The sequence below is a fragment of the Streptomyces sp. NPDC036764 genome (assembly GCF_055609385.1).
In genome coordinates this window covers 109,253-126,943 of sequence record NZ_JBVJPT010000007.1, presented here as the reverse complement: position 1 = coordinate 126,943, position 17,691 = coordinate 109,253, and the positions used below count along the sequence as shown (strand labels likewise).

At 71.5% G+C, this 17,691-nt stretch carries 12 protein-coding genes; 8 read left to right on the top strand and 4 right to left on the bottom strand.

Annotated features, from left to right (window positions below; all coding sequences use genetic code 11):
• Window positions 1–17: 17 nt before the first annotated feature.
• The gene (locus ACZ69Q_RS25450) at window positions 18–1,613 is read right to left on the bottom strand and encodes a helix-turn-helix domain-containing protein (protein WP_471045860.1); all 1,596 of its coding nucleotides are present in this window, start codon (window positions 1,611–1,613) and stop codon (window positions 18–20) included.
• Window positions 1,614–1,804: 191 nt separating this feature from the next.
• On the opposite strand from ACZ69Q_RS25450, the gene ACZ69Q_RS25445 reads away from it, so the two are divergent.
• The 3 genes from ACZ69Q_RS25445 to ACZ69Q_RS25435 are packed head-to-tail and all read left to right on the top strand — an operon-like array spanning window position 1,805 to window position 5,982.
• Window positions 1,805–3,259 (top strand): sodium:solute symporter family protein, encoded by a 1,455-nt coding sequence (locus tag ACZ69Q_RS25445; RefSeq protein ID WP_471045857.1) that lies wholly within the window; start codon window positions 1,805–1,807, stop codon window positions 3,257–3,259.
• A gap of 57 nt (window positions 3,260–3,316) precedes the next feature.
• Window positions 3,317–4,297, top strand: a complete 981-nt coding sequence (gene speB / locus ACZ69Q_RS25440; protein ID WP_345018877.1) for an agmatinase — start codon at window positions 3,317–3,319, stop codon at window positions 4,295–4,297.
• Complete coding sequence (locus ACZ69Q_RS25435) at window positions 4,294–5,982, top strand: thiamine pyrophosphate-binding protein (protein WP_471045854.1); 1,689 nt, start codon at window positions 4,294–4,296, stop codon at window positions 5,980–5,982. Before speB ends, ACZ69Q_RS25435 begins: the two co-directional genes overlap by 4 nt.
• 16 nt (window positions 5,983–5,998) lie before the next feature.
• Here the strand turns inward: ACZ69Q_RS25435 and ACZ69Q_RS25430 are convergent, their stop codons facing one another.
• The 3 genes from ACZ69Q_RS25430 to ACZ69Q_RS25420 form a co-directional block, all read right to left on the bottom strand.
• Window positions 5,999–6,226 carry a hypothetical protein gene (locus ACZ69Q_RS25430; RefSeq protein WP_471045851.1) on the bottom strand — a complete coding sequence of 76 codons (228 nt, stop codon included), beginning with the start codon at window positions 6,224–6,226 and terminating at the stop codon, window positions 5,999–6,001.
• Between the two features lie 120 nt (window positions 6,227–6,346).
• Window positions 6,347–7,156, bottom strand: coding sequence for an endonuclease I family protein (locus ACZ69Q_RS25425; protein WP_471045848.1), 810 nt, complete (start codon window positions 7,154–7,156; stop codon window positions 6,347–6,349).
• A gap of 209 nt (window positions 7,157–7,365) precedes the next feature.
• Window positions 7,366–9,618 (bottom strand): ArnT family glycosyltransferase, encoded by a 2,253-nt coding sequence (locus ACZ69Q_RS25420; protein ID WP_471045845.1) that lies wholly within the window; start codon window positions 9,616–9,618, stop codon window positions 7,366–7,368.
• A gap of 261 nt (window positions 9,619–9,879) precedes the next feature.
• Here ACZ69Q_RS25420 and ACZ69Q_RS25415 point away from each other — a divergent pair, with 261 nt between their 5' ends.
• From ACZ69Q_RS25415 to ACZ69Q_RS25395, 5 genes are all read left to right on the top strand, one after another.
• On the top strand, window positions 9,880–10,749 hold the full coding sequence (locus ACZ69Q_RS25415) for a serine hydrolase (RefSeq protein WP_471045842.1): 870 nt from the start codon (window positions 9,880–9,882) through the stop codon (window positions 10,747–10,749).
• A 76-nt stretch (window positions 10,750–10,825) separates the two neighbouring features.
• On the top strand, window positions 10,826–11,857 hold the full coding sequence (locus tag ACZ69Q_RS25410) for an esterase-like activity of phytase family protein (protein ID WP_471045839.1): 1,032 nt from the start codon (window positions 10,826–10,828) through the stop codon (window positions 11,855–11,857).
• Between the two features lie 94 nt (window positions 11,858–11,951).
• The gene (locus tag ACZ69Q_RS25405) at window positions 11,952–15,671 is read left to right on the top strand and encodes an ABC transporter ATP-binding protein (protein WP_471045836.1); all 3,720 of its coding nucleotides are present in this window, start codon (window positions 11,952–11,954) and stop codon (window positions 15,669–15,671) included.
• Window positions 15,672–15,773: 102 nt separating this feature from the next.
• Window positions 15,774–16,166 carry a hypothetical protein gene (locus tag ACZ69Q_RS25400; protein ID WP_471046334.1) on the top strand — a complete coding sequence of 131 codons (393 nt, stop codon included), beginning with the start codon at window positions 15,774–15,776 and terminating at the stop codon, window positions 16,164–16,166.
• Between the two features lie 118 nt (window positions 16,167–16,284).
• Window positions 16,285–17,691 (top strand): aminopeptidase, encoded by a 1,407-nt coding sequence (locus tag ACZ69Q_RS25395; RefSeq protein ID WP_471046333.1) that lies wholly within the window; start codon window positions 16,285–16,287, stop codon window positions 17,689–17,691.

The following is a 17,691-nucleotide window of genomic DNA, read 5'->3' as shown; positions in this document are numbered from 1 at the left end:
CGCGGGTCACTGTGTGATCACCGCTCGCCGTGCCGCAGGGCGAACCACAGCTCCATGCGTACGTCCGGGTCGTCCAGGTCCGTGCCGAGCAGTGTCGCGCAGCGGGCGATGCGCTGGCGGACGGTGTTGCGGTGCACGGCGAGTGCCACGGCCGTGCGGTCCCAACTGCCGTGCAGGGAGAGCCAGGTGCGCAGCGTCTCGGTGAGGGGCGGGGTGAGGGGCGCGAGGAGCGCACGGGCGTGGGCCCCGGCCTCGTCGGGGGAGAGCAGGTCGGTGAGGGCGGCGCGGTGCGTGCCGTGCCGGTGCAGGGGCGTGCGGGTGGCGCGTGCGCGGGACAGGGCCCGGGCCGCCTGGGTGTCGGCCGCCGGCCAGTCCCGCGCGGTCGCGGGGGCGCTGACGCCCAGGGTCCAGCCCGGCTGCGGGGCCGGTTCGCGGTCCGCGGGGACGAGGACGCGTACGACGTCCCGCGCCAGGTCGACCAGCGGGGAGCCGAGGGCGGCGCCCAGCGCGGAGGCCGCCACGGGGTCGCAGGGCTGTGCGTCGGGGCTGCCGTGCACCACGAGCCAGCTCCCGCCGCCCAGCAGCGGGGCCACCGTTTCCGGCTCGGCGCCCAGCAGCAGCCGTACGAGCGCCGAGGAGCGGGCCGCGCCCGAGCCGCTCTGGTGCTCGCCGGTGAGGAGGGATAGCAGTACGGCCGCCACGGAGGCGATGGTGTGGTCGCCGGTGTCCCGATGGGGGGCGGCCACCCCGAGGACGAAGCCCTGACCGGTGCCGAGGGCGTAGGCGGCGAGATGGGTGCCGGCCGCGGTGTCGGTCGCGGAGGTGGGGGTCCCGGGACCCGAGGGCCGCACGACCGCAGCGAGCCCGGCCAGCGCCCCACGCACCACGTCCCCCGGCTCCCGCCCGGCAGCCGCAAGCTCCACCGCCCGCCCGACACCAGCAGCTTCCGCACTCCGGTCGGTGGGTTTCGGGCCCTTCCCGGCGCCAGCGGCTTCCGCACTCCGGTCGGTGGACGCGGCTTCCGTACCCTGCCCGGCCGGCGTGCTCTCCGTACCCTCCGGCCCGTACAGCACAGCCCACCCCGTCACCCGCTGGGCGAGCTGTCGCAGTACCGCCCGTACCGGGTCCGGGCGGGAGGCGGCCGCTGCCAGGCTCTGCTGGGCCTCCGTCACGCGGCGCAGTTCGGCGTGGCGGGCCTGGGCCATGAGCTGCCAGACCGCGCGGGCCACGCCGGAGAAGGTGGTCTGCGGCGGGACCTCCAGCAACGGCAGTTCATAGGTGTCGCAGGCCTCCACCAGGGCGCGCGGCACCGTGTCGTGCACGGGGGCGAGGCCGAAGCCGAGGGCGGCGCCGCCCGCCGCGACGATCCGCGACACGTAGTCGGTGAAGTAGGTTCCCGACCCCGCGGCCTCCGGAATGTGCACCCCGGCCGACAGCAGCAGCTCGCCGCCCAGCAGATACGGGTACGGATCGGCCATCTCCGAGGTGTGCGCCCAGTGGATCACCGTGCCCGCGTCCGCGGGCCCCGCGATCTGGCGCAGGCCCAGGTCCTCACGGGCCAGGAGCGCCGACAGCGGTACCGGTGGGGTGGGCGGAACGGCGGGATCCGGCATGGGATGTTTCCTACACTCGCGCGGTCTCAGATGGATGAAACGTACACTTCGCAGTCACTTTCCGGCCACCTACTGTCGTTCCAGACCGGCAGCCGCGGGTACGGGCGGATGTCCCCGCGAGCCGCTGCCGACCGTCCCCACCCCCCATTTGCACGACACGCCACCGGAAGTTGCGCGAAGGAGGCCCCACCATGGCCGTCGATTACACCGTCATCGTCGTCTATCTGGCCGGCATGCTGGCCATGGGCTGGTGGGGCATGCGCCGCGCCAAGTCCAAGAGCGAGTTCCTGGTCGCCGGCCGCCGGCTCGGCCCGACGATGTACTCCGGCACCATGGCGGCGATCGTCCTCGGCGGCGCGTCCACCATCGGCGGCGTGGGCCTCGGCTACCAGTACGGGCTCTCCGGCGCCTGGATGGTGTTCACCATCGGCCTCGGCCTGCTCGCGCTGAGCGTCTTCTTCTCCGCCCGCATAGCCCGGCTCAAGGTCTACACCGTCTCCGAGATGCTCGACCTGCGCTACGGCGGCCGGGCCGGCGTCATCTCCGGCCTCGTCATGTGGGCGTACACCCTCATGCTCGCCGTCACGTCGACCATCGCGTACGCCACGATCTTCGACGTCCTCTTCGACATGAACCGCACCGTCGCGATCATCCTCGGCGGCTCGATCGTCGTCGCCTACTCGACGCTCGGCGGCATGTGGTCGATCACCCTCACCGACATGGTGCAGTTCGTCGTCAAGACCATCGGTGTGCTCCTGCTGCTCCTGCCCATCGCGGTCGTCAAGGCCGGCGGGTTCAGTGAGATGAAGGCGAAGCTGCCGACCGAGTACTTCGACCCGCTGGGCATCGGCGGCGAGACGATCTTCACCTACGTCCTGATCTACACCTTCGGCATGCTGATCGGGCAGGACATCTGGCAGCGCGTGTTCACCGCGCGCAGCGACAAGACCGCCAAGTGGGGCGGCACCGTCGCCGGCACCTACTGCCTGGTCTACGCCCTCGCCGGCGCCGTCATCGGCACCGCGGCCAAGGTGCTCTACCCCAAGCTCGGCAGCCCGGACGACGCCTTCGCGACCATCGTCAAGGACGAACTCCCCGTCGGTGTCAGAGGGCTGGTGCTGGCCGCCGCGCTCGCCGCCGTGATGTCCACCTCCTCCGGCGCGCTCATCGCCTGCGCGACCGTCGCCAACAACGACATCTGGTCGCGGCTGCGAGGGCGGGTCACCACCGGTGAGCGTGACGAGGTGCAGGGCAACCGCGCCTTCATCCTCATCATGGGCCTCGCCGTGATCGCTACGGCCATCGCGCTCAACAACGTCGTCGAGGCGCTGACGGTCGCGTACAACCTCCTCGTCGGCGGACTCCTCGTCCCGATCCTCGGCGGGCTGCTGTGGAAGCGGGGCACCGCCCAGGGCGCGCTCGCCTCCGTCGCGGTCGGCGGCCTCGCCGTCATCGGCCTGATGGCGACGTACGGCATCCTCGCCAACGAGCCCGTCTACTACGGCCTGCTGTCCTCCCTGGCCGCGTACATCGCCGTCTCCCTGGCGACGAAGCCGACCGACGCGGCCGTACTCGCCGCCTGGCGTGAGCGCCTGGCCGGGCGGGATCCCGAACTCGTGTCCGAACCGGTGCCGGCTCACCAGTAGAGTCGTAGGCAGATATCCCGCATACGCGATGAAGCGTAGGAAAGAAGGCATTTCCTCATGAGCAGCAACGAGACGCCCCGCGGCCCCGTCGACTCCTCCCGCATCCCGCGGTACGCGGGCCCCGCGACCTTCGCCCGGCTCCCGCGCCTCGACGAGGTCGGCCGCGCCGACGTCGCCGTGGTCGGCGTGCCGTTCGACTCGGGCGTCTCGTACCGGCCGGGCGCCCGCTTCGGCGGCAACGCCATCCGCGAGGCGTCCCGGCTGCTGCGCCCGTACAACCCGGCGCAGGACGCGTCGCCGTTCGCGCTGGCCCAGGTGGCGGACGGCGGCGACATCGCCGTGAACCCCTTCAACATCAACGAGGCCGTCGAGACCGTCGAGGCCGCCGCCGACGAGCTGCTCGGCACCGGCGCCCGCCTGATGACCCTGGGCGGCGACCACACCATCGCGCTGCCCCTGCTGCGCTCGGTCGCCAAGAAGCACGGCCCGGTCGCGCTGCTCCACTTCGACGCCCACCTCGACACCTGGGACACCTACTTCGGCGCCGAGTACACCCACGGCACGCCCTTCCGGCGCGCGGTGGAGGAGGGCATCCTCGACACCGAGGCGCTCTCCCACGTCGGCATCCGCGGCCCGCTGTACGGCAAGCAGGACCTGACCGACGACGAGAAGATGGGCTTCGGCATCGTCACGTCCTCGGACGTCTACCGGCGCGGCGCCGACGAGGTGGCCGACCAACTGCGCCAGCGCATCGGCGACCGCCCGCTGTACATCTCCATCGACATCGACTGCCTCGACCCGGCCCACGCGCCCGGCACCGGCACCCCCGAGGCCGGCGGCATGACCTCGCGCGAGCTGCTGGAGATCCTGCGCGGCCTCGCGTCCTGCAACCTGGTCTCGGCCGACGTCGTCGAGGTGGCGCCCGCGTACGATCACGCCGAGATCACGTCGGTGGCCGCGTCCCACACGGCGTACGAACTGACCACGATCATGTCCCGCCAGATCGCGGCGGCCCGGAAGGACTCGGAAGCCAAGTGACTCACGACCACGACCTGGTGCTCCGCCCCACCGCCGCCCAGACGGAGGCCGCGCTGAACCCTCCACCCGGCCGCAACGGCGGGGACCTGGTCGTGGAGACGCTGGCGGCGCTCGGCACGACGACGGTCTTCGGCCTCCCCGGCCAGCACGCCCTCGGCATGTTCGACGCCCTGCGCCGCAGCGACCTGCGCTACATCGGCCTGCGCGTGGAGAACAACGCCGGGTTCGCGGCGGACGCGTACGGCCGGATGACCGGCGAGGCGGCCCCGCTGCTGCTGTCGACCGGACCGGGCGCGCTCACCTCGCTGGCCGCGCTCCAGGAGGCGGCCGCGGCCTCCGCCCCCGTGCTGGCGATCAGCAGCCAGATCCCGACGGCCGGCCTGGGCGGCGGCCGGCACGGCTATCTGCACGAACTCCCCGACCAGTCGGCCTCGTTCCGGGGCGTGGTGAAGTCGGTCCACACCGTCCGCACCCAGTCCCAGATCCCGTCCGCGATCGAGGCGGCCTGGAAGTCGGCGCTGACGGCCCCGCACGGCCCGGTGTGGGTGGAGATCCCGCAGGACGTGCTGCTGGCCGAGACCTCGATCCCGGTGGTGACGGGCGGCGACGCGTTCCCCGAGGAACTGCCCCCGCGCCCCGAACTGACGGCCGTCGCCGCCGACCTGCTGTCCAAGGCCGCCCGTCCGGCGATCATCGCGGGCGGGGGAGTGGTACGGGCGGACGCCAGCGGCAAGCTGCGGCAGCTCGCGGAGCTGATCCAGGCCCCGGTCGTCACGACCCCCGGCGGCAAGGGGGCGTTCCCCTGGAACCACCCGCTGTCGCTCCAGTCGTGGATCGAGGACCGGTACACGACGGACTTCCTGGAGGACGCGGACGTACTCCTGGTGGTCGGCTCGGGTCTCGGTGAACTCTCCTCGAACTACCACACGTTCAAGCCGCGCGGCCGGGTCGTCCAGATCGAGGCCGACCTCGGCAAACTGGAGTCCAACCACCCGGCCCTCGGCATCCACGCCGACGCGCGGCTCGCCCTCCAGGCCCTGCTGGAGACGGTGTCCGAGCGCACGGATCCCACCGCGCCCGAGCGGGTGGCGACCGTCCTCACGAAGGTCGCCGAACGCATCGCCGCCCAGGAACTCACCCTGGAACAGCAGGTGCTGGCGTCCGTACGCCGCGCCCTGCCCGCCGACTCCCCGTCCTTCTGGGACATGACGATCCTGGCCTATTGGGCCTGGTCGGCCTTCGACGCCAAGGGCCCCAACCACCTGCACTCCGCCCAGGGCGCGGGCGGCCTCGGCTACGGCTTCCCGGCGGCGCTCGGCGGAGCGGTGGCGGAGCCGACCCGCCCGGTCCTCGCGGTGTCCGGAGACGGAGGCGCCCTGTACTCGATCGCCGAGCTCGCCACGGCCCGCCAGTACGACCTGAACGTCACCTGGCTCATCGTCGACGACGGCGGCTACGGCATCCTGCGCGAGTACATGACCGACGCCTTCGGCGAGGCGACGGCCACCGAACTGACCCGGCCGGACTATGTGGCCCTGGCCGAGTCCTTCGGCGTCCCCGGGGTCCGTACGACCCCGGAGACACTGGAGGCCGACCTGACGAAGGCCCTGTCCGAGCCCGGCCCTTCGGTGGTCGTACTCCCGGCGGTACTGCGGATGTTCGAGCCGACGCACCTCACGACGTGATGGCCGGCCCGCCGGCCTAACCGCGCGTGTCGTCGACGTGGTCGCGGTTGTGGCAGGCGTCGTCCACCGCGGGGCCGGTCAACGGCAGGGCCCATGGGACGAGCGCGAGTGCCTCCTTGCAGAGGCCGGCGCTGGAGTAGCCGGCGATGTTGATACGGCCCCGGTCGCCGTCGTCGGCGTGGGCCGGGGCGGCGAGTACGAGGGCTGCCATGGTGAGCGCGGCGAGCGCGCTGATCTTCTTCATGGTCGAGTCAACGGCATCAGATCGGCGCAGGTCATTCCGCTGTACAGGTGGTGACCGAGCGCGCCAGGGGCCGGCGAGGCCCTTGGCGCGTCCACGGCTGCCGGAACAGGGCCCGGTCGCCTACCAGATCGCCTCGACCCACTCCGGGTGGTCGATGAACGGGTTGCGGTTGTGCTGGTAGGTGTCGTAGATGGCCTGGTTGCGCTTCTCCTCGAAGGCGCTCGGCGGGTCCTGCTCGTTCCACGCCTTGAGGACGGACAGCTTGCCCATGTACGGGTTGCTGCCGTTGCCCACCTTCTCGTTGGGCTCCAGGTCGGCGAAGCCGTCGCCGCCGTCGTAGCGCACGGCCATGTAGAGGATCATGCGGGCCACGTCGCCCTTGTCGGCGGCGCGCGGCTCGAAGGAGTCGGAGTCGACCTTGCTGCCGCCGCCGTTGGTGACGGTGCTGCCGCCGTTGTCGAAGTCCAGGTTGCCGCGGATGCTGTTGACCTGGACATCGGCCGGGCGCAGGTGGTGCAGGTCGGTGCCGGGGCCGGTCACCTCGCCGAAGTCGCCGTGTGACTTGGCCCAGGTGTGCTCGCGGTTCCAGTCGCCGACGTCACCGCCGTTGAGGGATTTGCTGCGGGAGACACCGCTGTACAGCAGGATCACGTTGTTGCTGTTGTTCGGGTCCTGGTCGGTGACCTTCAGCGCGTTCCAGACCGCGGAGTACGAGATCTTGGTCTGGCTGCTGATGATCGTGTGCAGGGACGACTTCAGGCTCGCGCCGGTCTTGCCGATCGCGTTCTTGTAGTACGTCGAGTCGTAGTCGGTCGTCGTGGCCGCGGCCGACGTCGCCGTCAGGGTGGGGGTGGTGAGGCCGACCAGGACGGCGGCCGTCGTCAGCGCCACTGACTTCCAGCGGCGGTGGCGTATGTGTGTCGCCGGCATGTGGGGTTCCCATCTACGCAGGGATCTACGCGGGTTGAACGAAGGCGGCAAACGGGAGAGTGGCATGAACATGCAGTGCTGTCGAGAGCTTGCACGTGTCCATTGGGTTGCGGGGAACGGCAAATCGGGGCAGCGCTACGCGAGTTGACACGCCGAAAAGCGGCCCCCGGCGATGAGCCGGGGGCCGTCGGGTGCGGTGCCGGGTGTCGCTAGGCGACGTCCGACGGGTCGAGGCGGTAGACGGTGGACTGGTTGCTCTGGGAGGAGTCCGCGGCCGAGTCGGTGCCGGTGTCCGAGCCGGACGTGCCCCTGTACTCGCTCTCCTTCACCGCCGTCCCGTTCTTCTGCACCCATTCCGTCACCTCGGTGCTGACGTCGCCGCCGCCGCCGGGGCCCCCTCCCATGCCGCCGCCACCGATCTGGATGTAGTGCAGCTCGCCCTTCTTCACCAGCTCCTTGAGCCTGGCGACGGTCATGGCCTTGTCGCTGCCCGACCAGCCCCACATGGAGATCACGGGCTCGCCGCTGCTCAGGATCAACTGTGCCGCGCTCTGCGAACTCGACACCGCGAGTAGCCACTTGGCGCCGTCCTGGTGCTTCTTGAGGTAGGCGATCAGCTCACTGCTCGCGTCGCCCATGCCCATGCCGCCGCCGAAGCCTCCGCCGCCCGTGCCGCCGGGCCGGGTGCCGGCGCCGGTGTCGGTTCCGCCCGGGGCGGTACCGCCGTTCGGCGGGGTGCCTCCCATCTGACCGGCGCCGGGAGCCTCACCGTTCCCGCCGTCCGGCATCGCCTGGCCGCCCTGCTGACCACCGGGGAAGCCGCCGCCCTGCCCGTCGGCCTGCCCGTTCTGACCGCCCTGCTGTGTGCCGCCCGGCATCTGGCCGCCGCCGAAGTCACCCCGGCCGCCGCCCCCACCCGGACCGCCGCCCCCACCGGGGCCACCGCCGAAGCCGCTCCCCGTCGACGGCCCGGCCGTCGGGTTCGTGCCGCCCATGCCGCCGCCCGAACCGGACGGCACCGACCAGGCGTACGCCGCCGGACCCGCCACCGCAGCGACGACCGCCGCCGTCACGGATGCCGCGAGCAGCCGTACCCGTATCCCCGTCGCGGACCGGAAGACGAGCAGACCCACGATCGCCAGCGCCATGACGACTGCGACGGCAGGCCACAGCCAGGTGTTCCAGCCGGAGGCCCGGCGCAGGAGTACGACCGCCCATACGGCCGTGACCGCCAGTCCCGCCGGCAGCACCCACGCCCACCGCCTGTCGGCGCGGAACGCGCGCAGCAGCATCACGCCGCCGCCACCGCACAGGGCCGCGATGCCCGGGGCGAGCGCGGTCGTGTAGTAGGGGTGCATCGTGCCCTCGGCCATGGCGAAGGTCAGGTAGTGCAGGGCCGTCCACCCGCCCCACAGCAGCAGCGCGGCGCGGGTGAGGTCGGTGCGCGGGGCGCGGCCGCGGAGTACCAGGCCGCCGACGCACGCGATGGCCGCGAAGGGGATCAGCCAGGAGATCTGGCCGCCGAGGATGTCGTTGAACAGGCGGCCGAGACCGGCGGTTCCCGAGAAGCCTCCGCCACCGCCGCCTCCGCCGTTGCCCTCGCCGCCGAGGATCCGGCCGAGGCCGTTGTAGCCCATGATCAGGTCCCAGGCCGTGCCGTCCGTCGAACCGCCGATGTACGGGCGGTCGTCGGCGGGCACGAGGGACACCGCCGCCGCCCACCAGAAGCTGGAGACGCCCAGGGCGACGCCCGCGATCAGCAGGTTGACGATCCGCTTCACCAGCTTCGGCTTCGCCGCGTACAGGTAGACCGCGAAGACGGCGGGCAGCGCGATGTAGCCCTGGAGCATCTTCGTGTTGAAGGCGAGGCCGAAGCAGACCGCCGAGCCGACCAGCGGCAGCAGCCTGCCGTTGTGGACGGCGCGCAGGGTGAGCGCCGCGCCGCCGGCCATCAGGAAGACCAGCAGGGTGTCGGGGTTGTTGTCGCGGTTGATCGCGACCGTGATCGGGGTCAGGGCCAGGACCAGCGCGGCCACCGTCGCCGCGCCGTGGCCCCACACCCGCTTCACCGAGGCGTGCACGATCCAGATCGTCGCCAGCGCGACAAGGACCATCGGCAGCATCATCTGCCAGGTGCCGTAGCCGAACACACGGCACGACAGGCCCATCACCATCAGGGCGAACGGCGGCTTGTCGACGGTGAGGAAGTTGCCCGCGTCCAGCGAGCCGAAGAACCACGCCTTCCAGCTCTGCGTGCCGCTCAGCACGGCCGCGCTGTAGAAGCTGTTGAGGCCGGAGCCCGAGAGGTTCCAGGAGTACAGCACCGCCGCCAGGAGCAGGATCGCGATCAGCGCGGGGAGCGACCAGCGCGGTGCCCTGTCCGGGGGCGCCGGGGGCGGGGCCTGCGGGGGCACTTGGGGGGTCACGGTCGGGTGAGGGTGGGGATCGGTGGCTGATGTCACCAGCGCATCGTGTGCGGCGCGGGTGGGTGCGGGCTGTGCCGTACCTGGCGGCCGGCTGTGAAGTCTCAAAGGAGTCCGCAAAGGAGCAGCTCGGTCGCTCGAGCGGCCCGCGCTCCACGGCCCCGCGCCCACCTCGGCGGGAGCGGTGGTACGCGCCGCCGCCGATCACCGGAGCCGCACGGATCCCGTGGCAATATCCTGACGGTGTATCAGGTGCCGTTCGCGTACAACCTTTCCCCAGGGCTCACGAGTCTCCAGGGCATGACTCAAGGGAGAGAGAAGTCAAGGGGCGTTTCCAGACGTGTGAGGGCCGTCGTCGCGGCGGGTGTGGGTGCCGGCGTGTTCATACCGGTCATCGCCGCCGGCCCCGCCGCCGCTGCGGCGCCCACCGTGAGCTGTACGTCCGCGAAGGCGGGCCTCGCCGACAAGCTGAAAAGGGACATCACGGCGGCCCTCGCCAACCGCAAGGGCACGATCGCCGTCGGCCTGTACGACCGTTCGACGAACACCAACTGCAGCCTGCGGGCCTCCAGCGCCTACGACTCCGCCAGCGTCGTCAAGGTCACCGTGCTGGCCACGCTGCTGTGGGACGCGAAGAAGCACAACCGCTACCTCACCGACCGCGAGGTATCCCTCAGCAAGTCCATGATCACCAAGTCGGACAACGCGGCGACCAGCACGCTCTGGAAGCAGCTCGGTCTGACGAAGGTCAAGGGCTTCCTGGCGGCGGCCGGCATGACCCAGACCAAGCCCGGCGCGAACGGCTACTGGGGTCTGACGCAGATCACCGTCACGGACGAGCAGAAGCTGCTGAAGCTCATCACCGCCAAGAACACGGTGCTCAGCGACAACGCCCGCGCCTACATCCTGAAGCTGATGGGCCAGGTCGTCTCCTCACAGCGCTGGGGCACCCCGTACGGCGCGCCGTCCGGGGTCTCCGTGGCCGTGAAGAACGGCTGGCTGTCCCGTTCCACCCATGGCTGGCGGGTGCACAGCGTCGGCGCGTTCAAGGGCGGCGGCCACGACTACGTGATCACGGTGCTGACCCACGACAACAGCACCATGAACTACGGCATCACGACGATCCAGGGCGTGGCCAAGGCCATCCACAAGGATCTCGCCGCGAGCTGACGACGCGGGGGAGAAGAGGACGGCGCTTCATGAGCCGGTCTCCCCTGCGTCACCGACCCGCCCTACGGTGACCTCCATGCGCCTGAGAACCGTACTCGCGACCGCCACAGCGGGCCTGGCGGCGGCCACCTGTCTGACCGCCGCCGGCCCGGCGAACGCCCACCCCGCCTCGCCGGCCGGCCACGCCTGTTCGCCCACCGTCTCCATCGACCGCTTCTCCGACGCGCTCGACAAGACGACCTACGAGGGCACCTTCGTCGGCAACTTCTCCGCGCTCGCCGTGGACCGGGACGGCTCGCTCGCCGCCGTCTCCGACCGCTCCGCCCTCTTCGGCCTCGACGGCAGGACCCTCGCGCCGAAGGGCGTCGTCCCGCTCGCCGACGAGAGCGGTGCCGCCCTCGACTCCGAGGGCCTCGTCATCGACCGGGACGGCACCCGGCTGATCTCCAGCGAGACCGAGCCGTCCATCCGCCGCTACTCCCGAGACGGCGGGATCCTCGACCGCCTCCCGGTCCCGGACGCGCTGCGGGTCGCCCCGGCCGGCCGCGCCGTGTCCAACGGCACCTTCGAGGGCCTGACCCTGCTCCCGGGCGGCCGTACCCTGCTCGCCTCGATGGAGTACGCGCTCTCCGGCGACAGCGCGGGCATCGTCCGCTTCCAGACCTGGAACCGGACCGGGCACGGCCGCTTCGAGCTCGGCCGCCAGTACGCCTACCGCGCCGACACCGGACTCGGCGTCCCCGAGGTCCAGGCCACCCCCGACGGCCGCCTCCTCGTCCTGGAGCGCGGCTTCACCCCCGGCGTCGGCAACACGGTCCGCCTCTACCTGGCCGACCCGCGGCGCGCGACGGACACGAGCGGTGTCGAGAACCTCACCGGTCAGGACGGCGTACGTCTGATCAGGAAGACCCTCCTCGCGGACATCGTGAACTGCCCGTCACTGGGAGCGACCGCCAAGCAGCCCCAGCCGAACCCGCTCCTCGACAACATCGAGGGCATGGCGATCACGGCCCGTACGGGCGATCGCCTGAGGGTGCTGCTGGTCAGCGACGACAATCAGAACGCCGCCCAGACGACGCGGTTCTACAGTCTGCGCGTACGGATCTGAGCGCGGCACCCGCCGCGTTTGTTGCGGCGGGATGAAATCGGGGCTCGTCGGCGTTGGTGCCTTCCGGCAGATCAGGACGGACGGAGGGCACCGCGTGGCAGCGCAACGGGGATGGGCACGACGGCTTTGGGGCTACGCCTGGCGCTACCCCAAGGACGTGGTCCTCGCGCTCGGCTCCTCCCTCGCCGGCATGGCGGTCATGGCGATCGTCCCGCTGATCACCAAGGTGATCATCGACGACGTGATCGGCGACGGCAGCCGCGGCATGGGCGTCTGGGCGGGGCTGCTGATTGCCGCCGCGCTCGCCGTCTACGTCCTCACCTACATCCGCCGCTACTACGGCGGCCGTCTCGCCCTCGACGTCCAGCACGACCTGCGGACCGAGATGTTCGGGACGATCACCCGGCTCGACGGCCGGCGCCAGGACGAGCTGTCCACCGGGCAGGTCGTCGGCCGGGCCACCAGCGACCTCCAGCTCATCCAGGGCCTGCTCTTCATGCTCCCGATGACCATCGGGAACTTCGCCCTGTTCCTGATCTCCCTGGTCGTCATGGCCTGGCTGTCGCTGCCCCTGACGCTGATCGGCCTCGCGGTGGCCCCCGCCCTGTGGTGGATCGCACGGCGCAGCCGGGCCAAGCTGCACCCCTCCACCTGGTACGCCCAGGCCCAGGCCGCCGCCGTCGCGGGCGTGGTCGACGGGGCCGTCAGCGGCGTCCGCGTGGTGAAGGGCTTCGGGCAGGAGGACCAGGAGACCGGCAAGCTGCGCGAGGTCGGCCGGCGGCTCTTCGCGGGGCGGCTGCGCACCATCCGGTTCAACTCCAGGTACACCCCGGCGCTCCAGGCCGTCCCGGCCCTCGGCCAGGTCGCGATGCTCGCGCTCGGCGGCTGGCTGGCGGTGCGCGGGCACATCACCCTCGGCACGTTCGTCGCCTTCTCCACCTACCTCGCCCAGCTCGTCGGCCCGGTCCGGATGCTCGCCATGGTCCTCACGGTCGCCCAGCAGGCCCGCGCGGGCACCGAGCGGGTGCTCGAGCTGATCGACACCGAGCCGTCGATCAAGGACGGCACCAAGGCGCTGCCCGCCGACGCGCCGGCGACCGTCGAGTTCGACGACGTCTCGTTCGGTTACGAGGACGGCCGTCCCGTCCTCGACGGACTCAGCTTCGAGATCCGCCCCGGTGAGACCCTCGCGGTCGTGGGCTCCTCCGGCTCCGGCAAGTCCACGGTCTCCCTGCTGCTGCCGCGCTTCTACGACGTCACGCGCGGCGCGGTCCTCGTCGGCGGCCACGACGTGCGCGAGCTGACCACCGACTCGCTGCGGGCCGCGATCGGACTGGTGCCGGAGGACTCCTTCCTCTTCTCGGACACCGTCCGCAGCAACATCGCCTACGGCCGCCCCGACGCCACCGACGAGGAGATCGAGGCCGCCGCGCGTGCCGCCCAGGCGGACCGGTTCATCGCCGAGCTGCCCGAGGGCTACGACACCAAGGTCGGCGAGCACGGCCTGACCCTCTCCGGCGGCCAGCGCCAGCGCGTCGCGCTCGCCCGCGCGATCCTCACCGACCCCCGCCTCCTCGTCCTCGACGACGCGACCTCGGCGGTGGACGCCCGCGTGGAGCACGAGATCCATGAGGCGCTCAAGCACGTGATGGAGGGCCGCACGACCCTCCTCATCGCCCACCGTCGCTCCACCCTCGGCCTCGCCGACCGCATCGCGGTCCTGGACGCCGGCCGCCTCGCCGACATCGGCACCCACAGCGAACTCCAGGAGCGCTCCGCCCTCTACCGGCGGCTGCTCACGGACCCCGACGAGCTCGGCGGCGTCTCGCCCGGCCACGCCCAGCCCGCCTGCCCGCGCGAGGACACCTCCGTACGCGACGAACTGGACGCCGAGTTCGACGCCGAACGCGGGGTCACCCCGCGCCTGTGGACCGGGGACCGCGAGCCCAAGGACCTGGCCCTCACGGAGTCGCCGGCCTCGCCCGAGCTCCTCGCCCAGGTCGAGGCGCTGCCCCCGGCCACCGACATCCCCGACATCGACGAGGCGCGCGCGGTGCGCCCGGAGGAGTCCTACGGCCTCAAGCGGCTGCTGCGCGGCTTCGGGCGCCCCCTGCTGATCAGCCTCGGCCTGGTCGCCGTGGACGCCGGTATGGGGCTGCTGCTGCCCGTGCTGATCCGGCACGGCATCGACGACGGTGTCACGGCGGCGGCGCTCGGCGCGGTCTGGGCGGCGTCCCTGCTCGGCCTGCTCGCGGTGGCCGCGCAGTGGGCGGCACAGGTGGGCGAGACCCGGATGACCGGGCGCACCGGCGAACGGGTCCTGTACTCGCTGCGTCTGAAGATCTTCGCCCAGCTCCAGCGGCTCGGCCTCGACTACTACGAGCGCGAGCTGACCGGCCGGATCATGACCCGGATGACGACGGACGTCGACGCGCTGTCGACCTTCCTCCAGACGGGCCTGGTCACCGCGTTCGTCTCGGTCGTCACCTTCTTCGGCATCATGGGCGCCCTGCTGGTGATCGACCTCCAGCTCGCGCTCGTCGTCTTCGCGACGCTGCCGCCGCTGATCATCGCCACGTACTACTTCCGCCGGGCGAGCGTGAAGGCGTACGAACTCGCCCGTGAGCGGGTGTCGGTGGTCAACGCCGAACTCCAGGAGTCGGTGTCCGGGCTGCGGATCGTGCAGGCGTTCCGGCGCGAGAGGGACGGCGGCGCGCGGTTCGCCGAGCGCAGTGACAGCTACCGCCAGGCCCGTATCCGGGGCCAGTGGCTGATCTCGATCTACTTCCCCTTCGTGCAGTTCCTGTCGTCGGCCGCCGCGGCGGCGGTGCTGATCGTGGGCGGCGGGCGGATCGACGCCGCGACGCTGACGACCGGCGCGCTGGTGGCGTACCTGCTCTACATCGACCTGTTCTTCGCCCCCGTCCAGCAGCTCTCCCAGGTCTTCGACGGCTACCAGCAGGCCACGGTCTCGCTCGGCCGCATCCAGGAACTGCTGCGGGAACCGACGTCGACGAAGGCCGCCGCCGAGCCGCTGGAGGTGCTGTCGCTGCGCGGCGAGGTCGCCTTCGAGGACGTGCACTTCCGCTACGGCGACGAGGAGGAGGCGCTCAGCGGGATCGACATCCGCATCCCCGCCGGGCAGACGGTCGCCTTCGTCGGCGAGACCGGCGCGGGCAAGTCGACGCTGGTCAAGCTGGTGGCACGGTTCTACGACCCGACCGGCGGCCGGGTCACCGTCGACGGCACGGACCTGCGCTCCCTGGACATCACGTCCTACCGGCACCGTCTCGGGGTCGTCCCGCAGGAGGCGTACCTCTTCCAGGGCACCGTCCGCGACGCCATCGCCTACGGCCGCCCCGACGCCACCGACGCCGAGGTCGAGGCCGCGGCACGGGCGGTCGGCGCCCACGAGATGATCGCGACCCTGGAGGGCGGCTACCTCCACGAGGTCGCCGAGCGCGGCCGCAACCTCTCCGCCGGGCAGCGCCAGCTCATCGCGCTGGCCCGCGCCGAGCTGGTCGACCCGGACGTCCTGCTCCTCGACGAGGCGACGGCCGCGCTGGACCTCGCCACGGAGGCCCAGGTCAACCAGGCCACGGACCGACTCGCGGGCCGCCGTACGACCCTCGTGGTGGCCCACCGCCTGACCACGGCCGCACGGGCGGACCGGGTGGTCCTCATGGCCCACGGCCAGGTCGCCGAGGACGGCACCCACGAGGAGCTGCTGGCGCTGGGCGGGCGGTATGCCGAGCTGTGGCGGACCTTCCTCGGCCAGGCCGAGCCGGAGGAGCCGGTCGGGGTGGCCCGGTAAGGGTCGGCCGCGTGTCGTCGTGACGGTCGTGCAACCATCCGGCATACGTCGTGCGTCCGTACATCAGTACGCTCATCGCCGGTGTACGGGGAGGACAAGACGGTGGACAAAGGTGCGATACGCCGACGGCTGGCGGTCGGCCTGGCGTTGCTGACGGCGTCCGGCGTGCTCGCGGTCGCGGTCCCGGCGCAGGCCCATGCCGCGGCGCCCACGCGTTGTGAGGGACGCAAGGTGAAGACGTACCCGTTCTCGACCGGCACCCTCTACGTCTACAAGCGCGGCGGTCACGTCTGTGTCATCACGCTGCCCAAGGACCCCGGCCGCCAGCAGTGGATGAAGGCCAGCGTCCAGGCGTACCGGGCGAACCCGGTCGCCGACGAGGGCCGGCGCTCCCGCCGGGCCGGTCCCGTCACGGTCTACGCCGGCCAGCGCTGTGTGTGGGTGAAGGGCCGGGTGGGACGGGGCTCGGTCAGCAAGGGCTGGATCCTCTGCTGAGCGTCTTCCGGCGTCCCGGTTCGGCCATCTCCGCCGCGAATTCCTCATCTCCCCTGGTGCGGTTGGCAGTTGCTCGCTAGCTTGCGCTGCACATTTGCTTCCCAGGGGAGGGTGCATGCTGCGCAAGACCCTCAGATGGCTGCTGGCGCTCGCGCTGCTGACCGGCGCGCTCGGCACGGCCACGGCACAGGCGGCGACCGCCGCCGAGCCGGACATCGAGGAACGGCTGCTGTCCATACCGGGCATGAGCCTCATCGAGGAGAAGCCGTACCCCGGCTACCGCTTCTTCGTCCTGTCGTACACCCAGCCGGTCGACCACCGGAACCCGTCCGCGGGCACCTTCCAGCAGCGCCTGACCGTGCTGCACAGGGACGTCTCCCGCCCGACCGTCTTCTACACCAGCGGCTACGAGGTCTCCACGACGCCCAGCCGCCGTGAGCCGACGCGGATCGTCGACGGCAACCAGATCTCCATGGAGTACCGCTTCTTCACGCCGTCCAGGCCGCAGCCGGCCGACTGGACCAAGCTGGACATCTGGCAGGCGGCCAGCGACCAGCACCGCATCTTCAAGGCGCTGGAGCCGATCTACGACCGCAAGTGGCTGTCCACCGGCGTCTCCAAGGGCGGCATGACCGCCACGTACTACGAGCGCTTCTACCCCCGTGACATGGACGGCGTCGTCGCCTACGTGGCCCCCAACGACGTGGTCGACGACGAGGATTCGGCCTACGACCGCTTCTTCGCCCGCGTCGGCACCAAGGAGTGCCGGGACCGGGTGAACGCCGTGCAGCGGGAGGCGCTGGTGCGCCGGGAGCCGATGAAGGAACGGTTCGCGGCGCACGCGGCCGAGCACGGCTACACCTTCGGCACGATCGGCAGCCTGGACAAGGCGTACGAGGCGGTCGTCCTGGACTACGTCTGGGGCTTTTGGCAGTACAGCCTCCTCAAGGACTGCGACACGGTCCCGGCGGACGCCCCGCACGCCACCGACCAGGCGATCTGGGACGCCATCGACGCGAGCGGCGGCTTCGACTTCTACACGGACCAGGGCCTGGAGCCGTACACGCCGTACTACTACCAGGCGGCCACGCAGCTCGGCGCACCGATGATCGGGTTCCCGCACATCGAGCGCGGGCTCATCCGCTACGGCTACCTCCCGCCACGCGACTTCGTCCCGCGCGAGATCCCGACGAGGTTCCAGCCACGGGCCATGCGCGACGTGGATTCCTGGGTCCGCCACAACGCCCGGCACATGATCTTCGTCTACGGCCAGAACGACCCGTGGGGCGCGGAACGCTTCCGCGTCGGCAAGGGCGCACGCGACGCCTACGTCTTCGCCGCGCCGGGAGCCAACCACGGCGCCCTCGTCGCGGGCCTCGTGGACCGGGAGCGCACACTGGCCACGGCCCGCATCCTGGACTGGGCGGACGTCGCGTCCACCACGGCCGAACCGAGGCCGTTGGCGAAGTTCGACGCGAAGCTCGACGCGCGGGGTCCGGAACGGGAGTTCACGCTGCGGCCGTGA